Source organism: Blautia massiliensis (ex Durand et al. 2017) (assembly GCF_051861785.1).
In the GTDB taxonomy this organism is placed as follows: domain Bacteria; phylum Bacillota; class Clostridia; order Lachnospirales; family Lachnospiraceae; genus Blautia_A; species Blautia_A luti_A.
Window position 1 is genome coordinate 649,768 of record NZ_CP146725.1, and the last position, 17,783, is coordinate 667,550.

At 46.0% G+C, this 17,783-nt stretch carries 12 protein-coding genes, 1 tRNA gene and 1 other RNA gene; 4 read left to right on the top strand and 10 right to left on the bottom strand.

Going from position 1 to position 17,783, the window contains the following annotated elements:
• Positions 1–220: 220 nt before the first annotated feature.
• Both V9W66_RS03285 and V9W66_RS03290 read right to left on the bottom strand, forming a co-directional pair.
• Positions 221–2,125, bottom strand: coding sequence for an EAL domain-containing protein (locus V9W66_RS03285; protein ID WP_243121815.1), 1,905 nt, complete (start codon positions 2,123–2,125; stop codon positions 221–223).
• Positions 2,112–3,791 carry a GGDEF domain-containing protein gene (locus V9W66_RS03290; RefSeq protein WP_144095197.1) on the bottom strand — a complete coding sequence of 560 codons (1,680 nt, stop codon included), beginning with the start codon at positions 3,789–3,791 and terminating at the stop codon, positions 2,112–2,114. Before V9W66_RS03290 ends, V9W66_RS03285 begins: the two co-directional genes overlap by 14 nt.
• A gap of 214 nt (positions 3,792–4,005) precedes the next feature.
• Between V9W66_RS03290 and V9W66_RS03295 the strand changes: the two genes are divergently transcribed.
• Positions 4,006–4,077: transfer RNA gene (locus V9W66_RS03295), tRNA-Glu, on the top strand.
• A 251-nt stretch (positions 4,078–4,328) separates the two neighbouring features.
• On the opposite strand, the gene V9W66_RS03300 is transcribed toward V9W66_RS03295, so the two are convergent.
• From V9W66_RS03300 to V9W66_RS03320, 5 genes are read right to left on the bottom strand one after another with little or no spacing between them, the layout of a single operon-like run.
• On the bottom strand, positions 4,329–6,482 hold the full coding sequence (locus V9W66_RS03300) for an RNA degradosome polyphosphate kinase (protein ID WP_144095199.1): 2,154 nt from the start codon (positions 6,480–6,482) through the stop codon (positions 4,329–4,331).
• A gap of 16 nt (positions 6,483–6,498) precedes the next feature.
• Entirely contained in the window at positions 6,499–8,034 is a 1,536-nt protein-coding gene (locus tag V9W66_RS03305; protein ID WP_144095201.1) for a Ppx/GppA phosphatase family protein, read from the bottom strand.
• A gap of 34 nt (positions 8,035–8,068) precedes the next feature.
• Positions 8,069–9,385 (bottom strand): ATP-binding protein, encoded by a 1,317-nt coding sequence (locus tag V9W66_RS03310; protein WP_144095236.1) that lies wholly within the window; start codon positions 9,383–9,385, stop codon positions 8,069–8,071.
• Between the two features lie 25 nt (positions 9,386–9,410).
• On the bottom strand, positions 9,411–10,541 hold the full coding sequence (gene pheA, locus V9W66_RS03315) for a prephenate dehydratase (RefSeq protein ID WP_144095204.1): 1,131 nt from the start codon (positions 10,539–10,541) through the stop codon (positions 9,411–9,413).
• The gene (locus tag V9W66_RS03320; protein ID WP_144100290.1) at positions 10,538–11,836 is read right to left on the bottom strand and encodes a bifunctional folylpolyglutamate synthase/dihydrofolate synthase; all 1,299 of its coding nucleotides are present in this window, start codon (positions 11,834–11,836) and stop codon (positions 10,538–10,540) included. The genes pheA and V9W66_RS03320 overlap by 4 nt, the downstream gene beginning before the upstream one ends.
• A gap of 253 nt (positions 11,837–12,089) precedes the next feature.
• On the opposite strand from V9W66_RS03320, the gene V9W66_RS03325 reads away from it, so the two are divergent.
• From V9W66_RS03325 to V9W66_RS03335, 3 genes are all read left to right on the top strand, one after another.
• On the top strand, positions 12,090–12,491 hold the full coding sequence (locus V9W66_RS03325; RefSeq protein ID WP_144095208.1) for a putative ABC transporter permease: 402 nt from the start codon (positions 12,090–12,092) through the stop codon (positions 12,489–12,491).
• A gap of 69 nt (positions 12,492–12,560) precedes the next feature.
• On the top strand, positions 12,561–13,484 hold the full coding sequence (pyrB, locus tag V9W66_RS03330) for an aspartate carbamoyltransferase (RefSeq protein ID WP_144095210.1): 924 nt from the start codon (positions 12,561–12,563) through the stop codon (positions 13,482–13,484).
• Positions 13,478–13,915 carry an aspartate carbamoyltransferase regulatory subunit gene (locus V9W66_RS03335; protein ID WP_015525765.1) on the top strand — a complete coding sequence of 146 codons (438 nt, stop codon included), beginning with the start codon at positions 13,478–13,480 and terminating at the stop codon, positions 13,913–13,915. Before pyrB ends, V9W66_RS03335 begins: the two co-directional genes overlap by 7 nt.
• 335 nt (positions 13,916–14,250) lie before the next feature.
• Here the strand turns inward: V9W66_RS03335 and rnpB are convergent.
• The 3 genes from rnpB to selD all read right to left on the bottom strand — a co-directional run bounded on the left by rnpB (position 14,251) and on the right by selD (position 17,753).
• An RNA gene (gene rnpB, locus V9W66_RS03340) (RNase P RNA component class A) lies at positions 14,251–14,601 on the bottom strand.
• A gap of 68 nt (positions 14,602–14,669) precedes the next feature.
• On the bottom strand, positions 14,670–16,043 hold the full coding sequence (locus V9W66_RS03345) for a sodium-dependent transporter (RefSeq protein ID WP_144095212.1): 1,374 nt from the start codon (positions 16,041–16,043) through the stop codon (positions 14,670–14,672).
• A gap of 675 nt (positions 16,044–16,718) precedes the next feature.
• Positions 16,719–17,753 carry a selenide, water dikinase SelD gene (gene selD / locus V9W66_RS03350; protein WP_330575409.1) on the bottom strand — a complete coding sequence of 345 codons (1,035 nt, stop codon included), beginning with the start codon at positions 17,751–17,753 and terminating at the stop codon, positions 16,719–16,721.
• Between the last annotated feature and the right edge of the window lie 30 nt (positions 17,754–17,783).

Here is a 17,783-nt window from a genome sequence, read left to right on the forward strand (position 1 = left end):
TAAAGTCCACATGATCATCTTTTTTCTGCAATTTTTCCAAAAGATACGCGTGGCAGTTCAAGGAACCGGTCTTCCGAAAAATCGCTTTCTTCAGCCGCCACAGCTTATCTATTCTATCAAAAGTATCTGTAAACTTCAAGCAATTTGTGTCTGTCTGAATACAACAGGCGGAAAACCCTGCTTTTTATGAAAGCATATTTTCCGCCTGTTTCTGATCCTTTCAGGAAATTTTTTCCAGAAGCTTCTCCTCGCACAGGGGCCTGGAAAAATAATATCCCTGTATCATATCCACACCCCATTTTTCCAGAAGCTTTACCTCCTTTTCGGTCTCAGCGCCTTCTACGATCACCTTATATCCCATATGCTGCAGGATCATGACAATGCTGCGATAAAAGGTAGCCGTCTGAGGATCGCTGCTGACCCCGGACAAAAGAGAACGGTCCATTTTTACTGCTGAAAACGGAATGCGAAGAACTGCGTTCAGATTTGCATAACCGGAACCGAAATCATCCAGACACATGTGGATCCCCACTTCTGCAAAATCATCAATGGCTGTGCAGAAGCTTTCGCTGTATTCGGTTGCCACATTTTCCGTGATCTCAAACTGAAAATATCCCGGATCTAATCCATACCCCTGTATGATCCCGATAAGCACATGGCTGTATCCGGGTTTCATCAGTTCGGAAGGAGAAAGATTGAATTTCACATTCTGGATCTTCTTCATGATATATTCATGTTCTTTTATAAAACGGCAGACCTTGTGAAGCTGAATACATCCCACTGCCGAGATCATTCCCTGTTTTTCCGCGATCCCGATAAACACATCCGGCGGAATCATTCCCAGAACAGGATGTTTCAGCCGGCTCAGCGCCTCCAGCGTAACAAAATCCTTGTTTTTTATGGAGTATACCGGCTGATAATATACCTCGAACAGATTCTCTTTCACAGCCTTCTGAAGAAAATGCTCCACTTCCTGCTCATATCGGAAGCCCTCCAGGATCTTGCTGTCCGACTGGATCAGGACCGTATCCTGACGGTTCTGTATCAGAGAGATCATATATTCAATATAAGAAAGAATACTATCCTCTTTTTCCAGTTTTTCCGCATTCATGATCCCACAGATTGCAGCATGGAACGACACCTTTTCGTTTTCGATAAAAAACGGCTTTTTCAGAAATTCTTCTATGCCGTCTCTGGCTTTTTCATAATCTGTCAGCGAGTCCAGCACTGCCAGAAAGCAATTGCCTGTGATACGAAAGATCTGCACCGAATCCGTGATCTCCCGAAATCCCTTCGCCATCCGGATCAGCAGCTGATCTCCCACTCTGGTACCGTAGATCCGGTTGATCTGCTTCATATTGCGGGCATCCACAGCAAGCAGATGAAAGCTTTCTTTTCGATAGAGCTTTTCTCCGATCCATTTGTCAAAATACTGTTTGTCAAATAAACCTGTCATACTGTCCGTATATTCACCTGGATTGTTCATAGTAAGATAGACCAGCCAAAGTCCTACAGAAAGTCCGAAGCCGGTAAGCAGTATTCTTTCCGCGGCAATCTGGAGAAACAGGCAGGCTGCTTCGATAAACCAAAATCTCCATATGGTGCGCCGTATTTCTTTTTCTGCTGTTTTTCCATAACGTAACATAAATGCAACGATCACCAGCATAAAAAAGAATACATATCCATAGATCAGAAAATAAAAACTTCCCCGGATAAATCTACCTTCCTGGTTAAAATAAAAAAGCCATCCCGTCCGCAAGTTTGCTGTAACTGCCAGCAGCATTGCAGCCGGCAGGACCACCCAGCAGGTTTTCAGCCATTTATATTTCTCTTTTTGTCTTCCGGTGATGATCCGAATATAGCAGAAAAGCCCATAGGTAAGTATGACATCACAGAAATAATAGAGAGTCAGGACCAGCGATGACCTTCTGCAGCCTTCACGGCTGCCGCCTCCCGCAATCACCGCACTCAGCATATCCAACAGCACGTAAACGCCGCTGAAAGCCAGAAAACATACAAAATTTCTGTTTTCCGCATTGTTCAGTCTTTTATGAGAAAAATAATGTATCGCGATCATCGTCACCAGAACAAGGGATGTGATCTGAAAGCAGTTAATATACTCCATTTTTCAAATCCCCCTTCTTTTTGTTCTCATAAAGCTTCCTGTCTGCTTCATATTTCCATTCTCCTATGGATTTCAGAGAACCCTCCTTATTCCGCAGATGGCTGCATCCCAGAGATAACGAACAACAATGTCTGCATCCTCTCCCGATATTCCGGAGCTCTTCTTTCAGGCGTTCCGGCCAGAATTCATCCGGTACTTCCGGATCATAGACCAGAACCGCAAATTCATCCCCGCCGATGCGGTAGCAGGTTCCTTTTTCCCGGAAAACATTCTCCACACATCTGGCCGAGATCACCACCATCTCGTCTCCTGCAGCCCGTCCGTATTCTTCGTTGATCACGCGAAGCTGATCGATATCGATATACATAAGAAGGATATCCCGGTATCTGCCCGTATCTGCGGAAATACTTTCCAGTTTTTTCTCAAAATTGGCTCTCGTCTCAAGTCCTGTCATCCCATCCTCTCTGGACAGTCGTTCGTAAGCCTGGGATTCCAGACGGTAACGGACGTTGTCTGCCATCATCATGACTGCGTCTGCAATGACCAACACAAGAAACACAAGATTTCCCAATTCAAAAATGGATCCATAGTAGGAAATCTCGAACAGCCAGTACAGGATCAGCGCTATGATACCGCTTGCTCCCACGATGATATATGCAATGAGAAGCAGATGTATCTCACGCTGTTTATGCTTCCGGTACTCCTGGATCAGAAGTACCGCTGATATCAGGACCCACACAAACAGCAGGATATGTGTTACAAACAGCATATCCTTAAATTCAAAGGCTCCCAGGATCACCAGAACTCCCTGTAAAACAGCATTCAGATAAAATGTAAAGATTCCAAGATCCAGGAGCCTGTATTTTTTCATGTTTCCGATATTCTGCAAAAAACGCAGCATCGGAACTGCCAGCAGCATGAACATATAAAAAGAAATGAGACATAATACTTCGGGGCATCTGCTGTAGCTTTGTGCCAATGATGAGTCCGTCACCAGCCAGATACTGCACATCATAAGGAACAGTGCCACATCCCGGAACCGTCTGTCCGGCATCTGCCTTATTCTCATATAAATGCAGATGCACAGGGCGATCATACTTAATACGATCATGATCGTTGCCGCCCCTAAAGGAATGGCTGCTTTTCTGATCTGATACCAGGCTATTGCACTTCCGGTTCCTATGCATACCGGCTCTATAACATATTTTCCTCTCTGAGGCGCAGAATAGCTGAACGTCAGGACTTTTCCCTCTGTGTTATTACCCAGAGCGGCGATGCACTGCACCTTGGAACGCATCTGCACATTTTTGGAAAACATGGCCTCCTTATATTCATACAGGATCTTTCCATTCAGGCGTATCACCAGATCGTACTGGGCTCCTGTAGAAGCCACGGTCATTCCTCTGCTTTCCGCTCCCAGACTTTCATTGTACAGGATCAGCTTTTCACCTGTTTTTGCCGGAATTTCCGCAGGCAGGGTGATCTCCTGTTTTTTTCCGTCTTTTATGTAGTACCATCCTTTGTTAAGAAGCTGTACACTGTCCTGATTCTGGATCAGCCCCCCTGTGTGGATCGCCGCAAAGATCACGCCAAAAACCAGCAGCACCACAACAAAAAGAAAGGATTCTCCCTTCCATATCAAATTTTTCTTTTTTCTGTAATCCATACTCTTCCTCTTTATATTTTTTTATTCCATTTCGTTTTGTATCTATCATATCATCAATAGATTTTTCCGTCAAAAAAATTGTCAAAAAACAGGGTGAAATTTTTTTTCAAAAAAAGCAAAAAAATTGCTTGCATTTTGTAAGAAAGTATTATATACTAACGAAGTCGGTTGCGGAAATCAGCAGAAAGCAAGAGCAAACGATACAAATGAATATGGCCAGTTGGTCAAGGGGTTAAGACGCCGCCCTCTCACGGCGGAAACACGGGTTCGATTCCCGTACTGGCTATCAGCAGAAAGCAGTTAGGATTTTTATTCTGACTGCTTTTTTGTGATTGTTATACTTCACTTTTTCCTGTTATCGCTTTTAAACTTTGCTCTGATCCGGAGCCGGTGGGTGTTATGGTCTGGATTTCCTCTACCGGGAGCAAGTACCACCGGATCTCTAACTGCGGAAATATGAATCCGGATAATCTTTGAGAGCATTATTTAAGGACAGCTGTATCATAAATTGATATGACAGGCTGTCCTTTTCTTTTACTATTTTATAATATCCTCCGCCGGTTCAGCCGGTACGAAGACTCTCTTCTTTTCTTTTTTCTCCTTTTTTGCTGCCTTGGCCCGCTCGGTAGCCTCCCTGCAGAATTCCATCTGGGAATTTATCAGCGTTTTGCCACGTTTGTCCTGCTTCTCATACAAACCGGAGGGCTGCAGGATATGTGCTTTTACATTGTCACGGAATTCCAGATCCAGCACATGCATGATTTCTTCCTTGATCCGCTCATCTTCCACAGGGAAAACAATCTCCACACGACGGTCAAGGTTACGTGGCATCCAATCCGCACTTCCCATATAGATTTCATCGGAACCGCCATTGCGGAAATAGAAAATACGGCTGTGCTCCAGGAAATTACCAACGATCGAACGCACGTGGATATTTTCGCTGATACCCGGAATGCCCACCTTCAGGCAGCAGATGCCGCGGATCAGAAGATCGATCCTGACCCCACAGGAAGAAGCATAATACAGCGCTGCCATGATCTCAGGGTCACACAGAGAATTCATCTTTGCCGCAATGTGAGCCTCTTCTCCCTTTTTCGCATGCTCCGCTTCTCTTTCGATCATTTTTACAAAACGGTCCTTCATCCAGATCGGTGCAACGATCAGGCGATTCCAGCGCTTCGGCTCGGAATATCCGGAAAGCATGTTGAACACAGCAGTTGCATCCTCTCCAAACCGTTCGTCACAGGTAAATATACCACAGTCTGTATAAAGCTTGGCTGTGGAATCGTTATAGTTTCCGGTTGCCAGATGCACATATCTGCGGATCCCGTTTTCTTCTCTTCTCACAACAAGAGTGATCTTACTGTGTGTTTTCAGGCCCACCAGACCATAGATCACATGACAGCCTGCCTTTTCCAGCATTTTTGCCCAGACGATATTGTTTTCCTCATCAAAACGCGCTTTCAGCTCTACAAGAACAGAAACCTGCTTGCCGTTTTCTGCGGCCTGAGCAAGTGCTGCAATGATGGGTGAATTGCCGCTGACGCGATACAGGGTCTGCTTGATTGCCAGTACATCCGGGTCCTTTGCCGCCTGACGCACAAAATCCACCACCGGATCAAAGCTCATATACGGATGATGCAGGAACACATCACCCTCCCGGATCACCTGAAAAATATCTTTGTCATTCTGAAATGCAGGCACTGCTGCCGGTTTGTATTTCGGTTCCTTGAACTGCTCGTATCCGTCAATGCCATAAACCTTCATCAGCATGGTCAGATCCAGCGGTCCGTTGATAAAAAAGATATCATCTCCATGAACCTGGAACTCCATTTTCAGGATATCCAGAAGCCGCGGATCCATCTTATCTTCCACTTCCAGGCGGATCACCTCTCCCCACTGGCGCTTTTTCAGCTGTTTCTGGATCTCAACCAGAAGATCCTCTGCCTCATCCTCGTCAATAGGAAGATCCGCATTACGCATGATCCTGTACGGATGGGCACAGATCACATCGTAGCTTAAGAACAGCTTGTCAATGTTGCGCTCAATGATCTGTTCCAGAAGCGTTACGGTTGTATGGCCTTTTTTCTCAGATGGAATGATCACTACTCTCGGAAGTACAGAAGGCACCTGTACAGTGGCAAAATCAATCTCTTCTTTTCCCTTCTTGGTATCTTTTTTGGAAAGAAGCGCTCCGATATTCAGCGTTTTATTACGGATCAGAGGAAACGGTCTGGAAGAATCCATTGCCATTGGTGTCAGGACCGGATATACATTATCTTCAAAATACTGATCCACAAATTCTTTCTGCTTCTCGGAAAATGCCTCGTGCTCAAAGATCACATGAAGTCCTGCTTTTTCAAGTGCAGGGACCAGAGACCGGTTTAATGTACTGTACTGTACGTGAACAAGATCATGTGTCTGCCGGCTGATGGCTTTCAGCTGTTCCTTGGCTGTCATTCCTGCAATATCTGTTTTTTTGTACCCTGCATGAACCTGATCCTTCAGGGATGCAACACGGACCATATAAAATTCATCCAGATTGGATGAGGTGATACTCAAAAATTTCAGTCTCTCAAACAGAGGTAGACTTTTGTCTCTGGCTTCACTGAGCACACGATCATCAAATTTGATCCAGCTCAGTTCTCTGTTTACAAAATATTCCGGTTTGTCAAATTCCTTAAATTTCATACCAAAACCTCCTCCGTTATCTTTTTCCCTTCCGTCTCATTACAAGCCGGATGCCAAACACTTCTTCAAAAAATTCCTTTTTATCTTTCAGAAGCCCCAGTTCCAGAGAAACATCCCTTGCGGAATCCACCACCAGGTAAAGGATCCTGTCTTTTAAGGTTACATTAAGCGCTTTTACCTTCTGGTAATGGCTTCTGTCCATAGCATTGGCCAGGCGGAGAATCGCAGTCAGCTTCGCAGTCAGGAGATAATTTCCCCTGCTCATGGATGTTTCACGGTTGATTTCTTCGTAGCAGCCGAATTCTCTGGTATTGTACCTCACCGCACTTGCGATCACCTGCCGCTCCTCTGTGGAAAGACCTATGATCTCCGTAGCCATGATGATTCGGTAAGAACATTCTGCCACCTCACTCATACTGATATATTTTCCGCAGTCATGAAGAAGAACTGCGATCTGCAGAAGAAGCCGTTCACGTTTTCCCATGCCGTGGATCTTCCTTGTGCTGTCAAAAATATCCAGTGCCACATCGGTAGTTCCTGCAATGTGGTTCTTTCCGCTGGAATACCTTTTGGCAATGTTCCTGGATGCCACCAGGATATCATTTTCAAAATTATGTACATTTTTCAGATATTTGTTTTTTTCCGCATGATCATAGGCAATCCCGTCCAGAAGAGAAACACCCGGGATCCAGAGTGCTTCTGCCTGAAAGATTTCTATAAAATTTCGGATGATAACCATGTTCGGCACGATCAGAGACGCATATTCCGGTTCCAACTCCATGGATTCGGCAAGGTCATGATCGGACATGTTTACAATGGTCTCGTATTTCTTCAGGAATTCCTCCTTTGTGATGATATTCTCTCCGGATCTGTCCTGAAAGATCGTATCTGTGAGAAAATCTCCCATCAGGATCAGATTGGAGATTTCCTTGTCCTTAAGATAAAGACGTTGAAAGCTTATCAGATCATTTCGGATAAATTCCTCTATCAGCCGGTCATAATGTGGAGTTGTTTTCTCCAGTTCTTTCAGACGTTCGCGGATACGAAGACTTCCCATACGGATACTCTGGGTCAGCACCAGGGCATCTTTGTCAAAGAGAGAGATCTGCAGATTTCCTCCTCCGATATCCAGGATCGCCGTTCCCTTCTGAATAGCCTTTTTGAATCCGGATTCAATGGCAGCAATGGATTTATATCCCAGGAAATGCTGTTCCGCATTACTCAGGATCTCTACCCGGATACCGGTTCTCTGATAGATCTGCTCCAGGATGATCACCGGATTTTCCAGCTCACGGAGAGAGCTTGTTGCACACGCACGCCAGCTTTCTACCCCAAATTCAGCCATCATGCGTTTAAAATCATTAAGGATCTCGCAGAGCTCATCCACAGTCTCCATCTCAAGCCGTCCTGCAGCATAAGTTCCACGACCCAGCTCCAGCTGGTAACGGACATCATTGATCTCCCGGAAGCCGATCCGCTTTGACATTTCAAAGATCTTCATACTGACTTCATAGGAGCCTATATCAATTGCCGCAAAGGTTGTCACCGCCATAGTTTTTCATCCTTTCCCCCAATACACAGGTAAACTATTTCTTTTTTTCTTCCTCTGTTCCCACAATGTAATCAATAAACTGCTGCGCTGCACGTCCGGTCAGTCCGCCGTGAGAGATCTCCCACTGGTTGGCTTTCAGAAGAAGCTCCTCCTCCGGCATGGTAACTCCATAACGGGCTGCCAGTGTGCGGACGATCTCCTGGAACTGTTTTTTGTCCGGTTTGCCAAAGTAGATACGGACACCAAAGCGATATACCAGGGAAAGCTTCTCCTGCACGGTGTCGGAGGAATGCAGATCATTGTCATCTGCGATCTCCAGCTTGTCTGTGGCACGCTCACGGACAAGATTACGCCGGTTGCTTGTGGCATAGATCAGGACATTGTCCGGTTTTTTCTCAAGACCGCCCTCGATCACTGCTTTCAGGTATTTATATTCAATCTCAAATTCCTCAAAGGAAAGATCATCCATATAAATGATAAAACGATAGTTACGGTTTTTGATCTGGGCGATGACTTCATTAAGATCCTGGAACTGATGCTTATAGGCCTCAATGATACGAAGTCCCTGATCATAATACTGATTCAGGATTCCCTTGATACTGGAAGATTTACCGGTTCCCGCATCACCAAAGAGCAGACAGTTGTTCGCCTTTCTCCCCTGTACAAATGCCTCTGTGTTATCAATGAGCTTTTTCTTGGCGATCTCATATCCTACCAGATCATCGATCTTCACATGTGCGATCCTTGTGATAGGCTGGATCTCCACCTTTCCCTCCTCATCGTGGCCGATACGGAATGCCTTATGGAGACCAAGCTTGCCAACACCGAAATCTTTATAGAAGGATACCATATCATCCATAAATTCTTCGGTTGTGGTGGCTGCTGCCAGGGTTTTGCTCATCTGACAGATACGGTCACGGATCCTGGTATTAAAGAGCTTGCTGTTCTCATCCGGTGTCTGGTAATCACAGATCACCCTGCAGCATACAGTTCCGAACACTTTATCAAAGACCGTGATGTCAAAATCATACAATTCCTTGAAAATCTGGAAATCATTTTTTGCCAGGTCGTTAATGCTGCCCTTGATCGCTCCTCGTATCTCGCTTGCCATACTGAAAGCGTTCTCATGATTTACCAGAAGGAAGGTAAGATATGTATGCCAGATATTTCCGGAAAAACCGTACATTCCTGCCAGCTCCACCAGCCCGTTGACACTTTTGAAAAACTGGTCTTCTCTTGCCTTGAGTGCTTCTTCATCTACTTCATAAAGATTAATAAGTTCTGTCATATCGTCCAGTATCTCACCGTTTGAAAATCCACGGTAAAGGATACATTCCTGAATTCTTGCCAACATAATAATTTAACTCCTCTGTATCTTAATAATTTCCAAGAACACGGAGAACATTCGCCTCCGCCTCGATTCCTCTTAACGCATTCTCCACAGCGCTTTCTCCAAGTTTCCCTGTGAAATCCACGAAAAAACGGTATTCCCAGGATTTTCCCGGAATCGGACGGGATTCAATTTTGGTCATGTTCAGTCCGTTGTAGATAATATGGGAAAGCATGTTGTAAAGAGTTCCGCTTTCATGAGGCAGCTCAAAACAGATGCTGATCTTCCCGGCCTTTTCCTCGTATTCCGGTTTCCTGCTTACAATAATAAAACGTGTGGAGTTTGCTTTTTCTCTGCAGATATTTTCTGCAAGGACCTTCAGACCGAATACCTCACCAGCCTCACGGCTTGCGATAGCTGCCACGCCTTTGTCCCTCACCTCACTGACCTTTTTGGCCGCGCCTGCAGTGTTTTCCACTTCCTTCTTTTTCCAGGAAGGGTTTTCCTCCAGAAATGCCTTGCACTGGGCAAGCCCCTGAGGATGAGAGCAGACTTCCCTGATATCCCCTATCTGTGCATCCGGCATGCCCAGAAGCACATGGTCCACACGGATGATCTGCTCGCCTACGATATACAGCCTGTACTCCATAAGAAGGTCATAAATATCAGCCACGATACCTGCAGTAGAATTCTCAATAGGAAGTACCGCATAATCGGCCGTGCCATGGGTTACATCCTCCATAGCTGTCCTCCATGTTTTTACATGGTAGCTTTCGATATTTTTCCCAAAGTACTGCCGCATAGCCGCATAGCTGTAGGCTCCCTCTACACCCTGGAACACAACCGTTGCGTTTTCAAGGGGAACATGCTTCACAGTTGTGAAATTACGCTCTCCGTAAATCCCATGCTCTGTCAACAGCTGGTACTGTCTCTTACGGCTGATGGCCATGATCTGACGGAAAAGTTCCTGCACGCCGAGGCTGTTAAAGTCCCCGTGGGCCTTGTTTTTCAGCGTATGGATCTTCTGGCTCTCACGTACCGGATCCAGTACCTGCTTACCGGTTTTTATTTTATATTCAGCGACTTCCTCACTCACCTTCATTCGTTTTTCAAAGAGACGTACGATCTCACTGTCGATCTCATCGATCTCGTCTCTGTATCTTTCCAAATCCGTCATTGGTTTCCTCCGTTATGTTTCCTGATAATTTCTGTAAGATCCCCCAGGAACGCCAGGGAACCAAAAGCAATGATCACATCCTCTTTTCCTGCCAGCTGATAGGCCTCTGCCACTGCGGCTTCGATGTTGTCAAAGGGCCTTACATCAGAATGAAATTCCCGCACCGCATCTGCCAGCTCCTGCGGGGTCAGAGCCCTGGGGTTATCCGGTGCCGCAATCGTCAGGATGGTATCTGCGTATTTTTCTGTTTTCCGGATGACCTTGCGGTAATCCTTGTCACGGAACATTCCCATGATGTAGATGATCCTTTTTCCCTTAAAATACCGTTCAATGGATGCAGCCAGCATGTCTGCCGCTGCAGGGTTATGAGCTCCATCAACCACAAAATCCGGTTCTGTCCCGAGAAGTGCAAATCTTCCCGGCCAGGTGGTACGTTTCAATCCATCCTGTCTCTGGACCAGTGTTGTGGGATATCCCTGTTCATTCAGGATTTCCAGTGCCCGGAGCGCTGCCACCGCATTTTCCTTCTGATAGGCACCTGCCAGGGATATTGTATATTTTTCTCCTTTATAAAGAAAGGTCTGGCCGGTTATGGATGCTTCCAGTACTTCTGCGCTGTCTCGGTCTGCTGTCTCGTATGGCACATTCTGTTCTGCACATATTCTTCGTATGACCGCCTCTGCCTCCGGCTGCTGCTTTACAGTTACCATATGACTGTTCGGTTTAATGATGCCGGCCTTTTTTTCTGCTATCTCGCCCAGGGTATTTCCAAGAAATGCCGTATGATCCATACTGATGGATACCAGAATAGAAAGAACTGTAGTACTTATAATGTTGGTGGCATCCAGATCACCGCCCATACCAACTTCCATTAATACCAGATCGCATTTCTCATCCCGAAAATAAAGAAATGCGGCTGCAGTTTCAATTTCAAATACTGACGGATGCGGTTTTCCCTCTTTTACGATCTCATCGATCACCTCCGCGATCCTTGTCACATATGCTGCAAATTTCTCTCTGCTGACAGGTTCTCCGTTAACCTCCATCCTCTCTCTGTAGGAATAGACCGCCGGGGAAATATATCTTCCGACCCGGTAACCTGCACCTGATAAAGCGGAATACAGATATGCGATCACAGAACCCTTTCCATTAGTTCCCGCTACATGAACATACTTCAGTTCATCCTGGGGATCTCCAAGCCGCCTCATCAGTTCTCTCATATTTTCCAGTCCCAGAACAATTCCCTTTTTCAGTTCCGCAGCTCTGATGTAGGCACGACTTTCTTCATAATTCATCGTCTGTTTTCTCCTTCCGCATGTGTTGATGATCCATTACTGCTTTTTCACTTTGCAGTAATAATTTTGTTCATTATAACCCACGTGTATATTTTTTTCAAGGCAGGGAAGGCTATTAAAGACGCTTTTCCACGTTAAATATATTTAAAGTCCAGGGGGATATTCGCAGCCCCGCAGGGGACTTTCTTATTTCAGTTAAACTGACATTTTTCCGGAAAGCGCAGGATTTCTGCCGATGAGAAGGAGCTTTAAAATGCAAAAGAAGGATTTTTTTCTGTGCGGTTTTACAGGCTGGTGTCTGGAGATCTTATGGACAGGACTGCACTCTCTTGTCACCGGACATTTTACTATGATGGGCAAAACCTCTCTTCTGATGTTTCCTGTTTACGGACTTGCAGCACTGATCCGTCCGGCTTACTACAAGTTTGCCCGCTTTCCGATTATGGTACGGGGGATCATTTACAGCTGCGGGATTTTTTTCGTGGAATTTTTAAGCGGATCTTTTTTTCAGAAGCTTCACATCTGTCCCTGGGATTATTCTCATGTTCCGCTTCAGTATAAAGGAGTGATCCGGCTGGACTATGCTCCTCTGTGGTTTTTTACCGGTCTCTTTTTCGAATGGCTTCTTCGACAAAATCCTCGGAAAGTCTCTTGAAAATCTCACAGTTATATTATATGATAACTGGAAGGAATCTTATTTCCAGTAAATAATTGGAGGTACAACATGAGACATTTAATGAGTCCTTTGGATCTCTCGGTTGAAGAGCTTGATAAGCTTCTGAATCTTGCCGACAACATCGGGAAAAATCCAAAAAAGTATGCGCATACCTGTGATGATAAAAGGCTTGCGACATTGTTTTACGAACCAAGTACACGTACACGTTTAAGCTTCGAAGCAGCCATGATGAATCTTGGAGGAAAGGTTCTCGGTTTTTCTTCTGCTGATTCCAGCTCCGCATCCAAAGGTGAGAGCGTTGCCGATACTATTCGCGTTGTTTCCTGTTATGCAGATATCTGTGCTATGCGTCATCCGAAAGAGGGTGCTCCGCTTGTAGCTTCTATGTCATCCAATATTCCGGTGATCAATGCCGGCGATGGCGGCCACCAGCATCCTACCCAGACATTAACCGATCTTTTAACTATCCGTTCCCTGAAGGGCAGACTTGACAATATTACCATCGGCCTCTGCGGCGACCTGAAATTCGGTCGTACCGTTCACTCTCTGATCGAGGCTCTGGTCCGTTATGAAAATGTGAAATTTGTTCTGATCTCTCCGGAGGAGCTTCGTATTCCAAGCTATATCCGTGAGGATGTTCTGAAACGCAACAATGTTGAGTTTGTCGAGGAGGAACGTCTGGAGGATGCACTTCCGGATCTGGATATCCTGTACATGACCCGTGTTCAGAAGGAACGTTTCTTCAACGAAGAAGATTATGTCCGCATGAAAGATTTCTATGTTCTGGACAAACAGAAAATGGAGCTTGCACCGAAGGATATGTATGTCCTCCACCCACTCCCACGTGTTAACGAGATTTCTGTTGAAGTGGATTCTGATCCACGTGCCGCTTATTTCAAACAGGTCCAGTATGGTGTGTATGTCCGTATGGCCCTGATTCTTACATTACTGGAGGTGGAACTGCCATGTTAAACGTAGGTGCTCTTCGTGAGGGTTATGTTCTGGATCATATCAAAGCCGGCAAGGCAATGACGATCTATCATGACCTGAAGCTGGATAAGCTGGACTGTACGGTTGCTATCATCAAAAATGCCCGCAGCCAGAAAATGGGAAAAAAGGATATCATCAAGGTTGAATGCCCCATCGAGGATCTGGATCTGGATATCCTTGGTTTTATCGATCATAATATTACCGTAAATATCATCAAGGACGAAAAGATCGTTGCAAAGAAAGAGCTGAAGCTGCCGAAGCAGGTTGTGAACGTGATCAAATGCAAGAATCCTCGCTGCATTACTTCCATCGAGCAGGGACTGGATCAGATTTTTGTTCTTGCAGATGAAGAGAATGAGGTTTACCGGTGTAAGTATTGCGAGGAGAAATATAGAGGTAAACGGAATAAATAGAGTTCATATGAGCATGATTAACAAACGGACGCGTCCGGTCCCCACTTCGATATTTGGCTGTTTCGGAGCCTAGTAATACTAAGCCTGCGAAAGACTGCTAAAAACATTTTCCAAAATCATGAACTCGCTCCTGACGTCGCTCAGACAGCATGATTTTGAAAAATAACGCAGTCTCCCGCAGACCAAGTATTACTACAGCTCCTGCAAAGGCCTGAATATCGACGCGGGGACCGGGCGCTGTGTTTTCATAGAAAAGTTTTTTCACAAAAAAGCAACTGATATTTCACAGATCAGATCTGCAAAATACAGTTGCTTTTATTATGTGCTTATTATCATACACAGTCAGACCGATAAGCCGGGTTATGTCGTTGGGTGATCATCTATCTAGACCTTCCGTTGCCAGAAGGCTCCAGCGACCTACCTGAAAGCACGACGGGCCGCCGTATGGCTTTCTTCTCGGTCTTGCTTCGAATGGAGTTTACATGTGCCCGCTCTGTTACCACAGCGGCGGTAGTCTCTTACACTGCCTTTCCACCCTTACCCCGCAAAACGGGGCGGTTTATTTCTGTTGCACTGGTCTGGGAGTTACCTCCACCGGACGTTATCCGGCATCCTGCCCTGTGAAGCCCGGACTTTCCTCGTCTGGACCCTTTCGTCTGTCCAGCCGCGATCACCTGGCCTGGCTGCGCACCTGCTATTTTAACACAGGTGTATAGACTTGTAAAGTTGGAATTTTCCTGGTCTCCTATGTCTTTTACATGGAAATCCATCCAAATGCATTTGCCACAGAACTGAAAAGAATGATCGCCGCAAAGATTGGGCAAAGATACTGGATCATAAAATTAAAGATTCTTTTTCTGCGGAAAGTACCACCTTCCTGCAGTACTTCCTCTTCAATCTTCTTTGTACCAACTACTCTGGATATCAGAAGACAGGTAGCAATCGCTGCAATCGGCATCATGACAGAGTTCGTCAGGAAATCAAAGAAATCAAGGAACTGCATTCCAATGATCTTAACACACGCCAGAGGACCATAGCCAAGAGAAGAAAGACTTCCGAGAACAACCATGATAATTCCGACAAATACTGTCGCCTTCTTGCGCCCCCATTTCAGTTCATCCTGAAAAGTAGATACTGCACTCTCAGTCAGTGCAATAGAACTGGTCAGAGCTGCACAGAGAACCAGTATAAAAAACAGGATTCCAACCAGAGTTCCAAATCCCATGCTTGCGAATACCTTCGGAATCGTAATAAACATCAGTGCCGGTCCCGCCTGTAACGTATCCGGATCTCCACCGGAAAATGCAAACACAGCCGGAATGATCATCAGACCTGCCATCATTGCGATCGCTGTGTCAAAAATTTCTACATTTTGTGTAGACCCTTCAATAGATACATCACTTTTCATATAAGAACCAAAAGTTACCAGAATACCCATTGCGATCGACAGAGAATAAAACATCTGTCCCATTGCCGCAACCACTGTCATCCAGGAGAAGTTTTTGATATTTGGTATCAGAAAATATTTCACACCTTCCAGTGCTCCTGGCCTCGTTACCGAATAAATGACAATGACCACAGACAAGAATACCAGTATCGGCATCATTACTTTGGAAACTCGTTCCACGCCATTCTGCACACCTGCATAAATGATCACCAGCGTAAGCAGTGTAAAAAACAGGAAACAGGTTTCTGTAGAAAATCCATCCGCTATAAAAGCAGAAAAATATCCGTCTTCGGCAAGAGTCTGACTGCCTCCCTTTACATACTCCACCAGGTATTTAATTACCCAGCCACCGATCACGGAATAATACGGCACGATCAGAACCGGTATGATCGCATTGATCCAACCGCCCAAAGACAGCCACTTTGATTTACCAAAAGTTCCAAACGCACCTACCGGACTTTTCTTTGTCATACGTCCCAGAGCTGTCTCTGCCACGATCATAGAATATCCGAAGGTCAATGCCAGAATGATATAGATCAGTAAAAAAATTCCACCGCCGTACTTTGCCGCCAGATAAGGGAATCTCCATATATTCCCAAGCCCTACCGAAGCACCGGCTGCAGACATTACAAATCCGATCTTCCCGGAAAATGTACTCCTCTCATGTTTATGTTTCTCCATAATTCTTCCTTTCCCGTCACATTTTTCATATTCTTTCTTTATGTCTTCTCAATTTCCGCTCATATGATAATACCATGCTTTTATCCCCCAGGCAAACATATATTAAAAAAATACAGAGCCTATATTTCCTGAATTACTGTTCACTCCATTCTCAGTAACACGCTTCGCGATGCACAGAATTTATGCTAATCACATAAATTCGCGCAGTATGACTCGGGTTTTCTGTGACCTTCGCTCACAAAAAACACCTCGCGGAATATTATCAGTAAACAGTAATTTTCCTGTTCTGCATCTCACAACCATACTCTCCGCACATTTTATGTTTTTCCTACCAGCTGGATGCACCAGCCTGGGGGAGAGGATATCGGTTTGGGCTGCTGCGGAGGAGGGGTGATAACTACTTGGGCTGCGTGAGTCGGCGTTATTGTGGCAGGGTCAGCTGTCTGAGCCAACGGCGAGTTCTGGCCCTGCCGCAATGCTTTTAGCCGACTCACGGAGTCCTAGTAGTATCCCCCGACGGAGTCCCTGCCCGGACCGATATCCTCTCCCCCAGGCGTCCGTTGTCCGCCATCCGCCATCCGTCATTCTGCTTCCACCACTTTCCCCAGCAGTATCCCCCTACGCAACCATCCACTCTGACGTTATCGTCCAAACATTTGTTCGTAAATTAATTTCCTACCGGAGCACCAACGTCCACTCCTGCCGATCCACAATCTCACCGATCACCCCAGCCTGCAGACCAGCCGCATCCAGCCGCTTCATAATCTCCTGCACATCCCTCTCCGGAACCGCCGCCAGCAATCCCCCAGAAGTCTGCGGATCAAACACCAGATCCTCCCGCCAGAGCTCTGCCACACTTTTCACTCCGGTTTTCTCAGCAAACTCCCGGTTCCTGTAAGCCCCACCCGGAATCAATCCCATAGAAGCAAACTCCTTCACATCCGGAAGCACCGGCAGCTTCTCCGTATCGATCACAACCGTCCGGTCACTGGCCACAGCCATCTCCGTAGCATGTCCCCCAAGACCAAACCCCGTCACATCCGTACAGGCATGAACCTCAAACTCTTTAAAACCCTCACAGGCATCCCGGTTCAGTTTCTTCATGGAAGCCAAAACCGCCTTACGTGCACCTTCCGTCACCAGATCCGCCTTGATCGCCGTATTCACGATCCCCGCACCCAGCGCCTTCGTCAGGATCAGCTTATCCCCGGTCTGCGCTCCAAAATTCTGCCAGAACTTCCTCGGATGTACAAAACCCGTCACACTGAGCCCATACTTTGGTGTATCATCCTGGATCGTATGGCCACCGGCAAGAACCGCCCCGGCCTCCATCACCTTATCTGCACCACCACGCAGGATCTCTCCGAGGATCTCCACATCCATATCCTTCGGAAACGCCACAATATTCAAAGCCGTCTTTGGAGTTCCACCCATAGCATATACATCACTCAACGCATTGGCCGCCGCGATCTGCCCGAAATCATAAGGATCATCTGCCACAGGCGTAAAAAAATCCAGTGTCTGGATCAGCGCCAGATCATCACTCACCCGGTAAACTGCAGCATCATCCGAAGTGTCCGTTCCAACCAGAAGATCCGAATCACAGAACTTTGGCAGCCCGCCAAGAATTCCCGCCAGAGTCCCCGGTCCTACCTTAGCTGCACAGCCACAGTTTGGAGCCAGTTTTGTCAGTTGTACTTTTTCTTTCATGATCATTTTCCCTTCCCTTTAAGTCCTGTA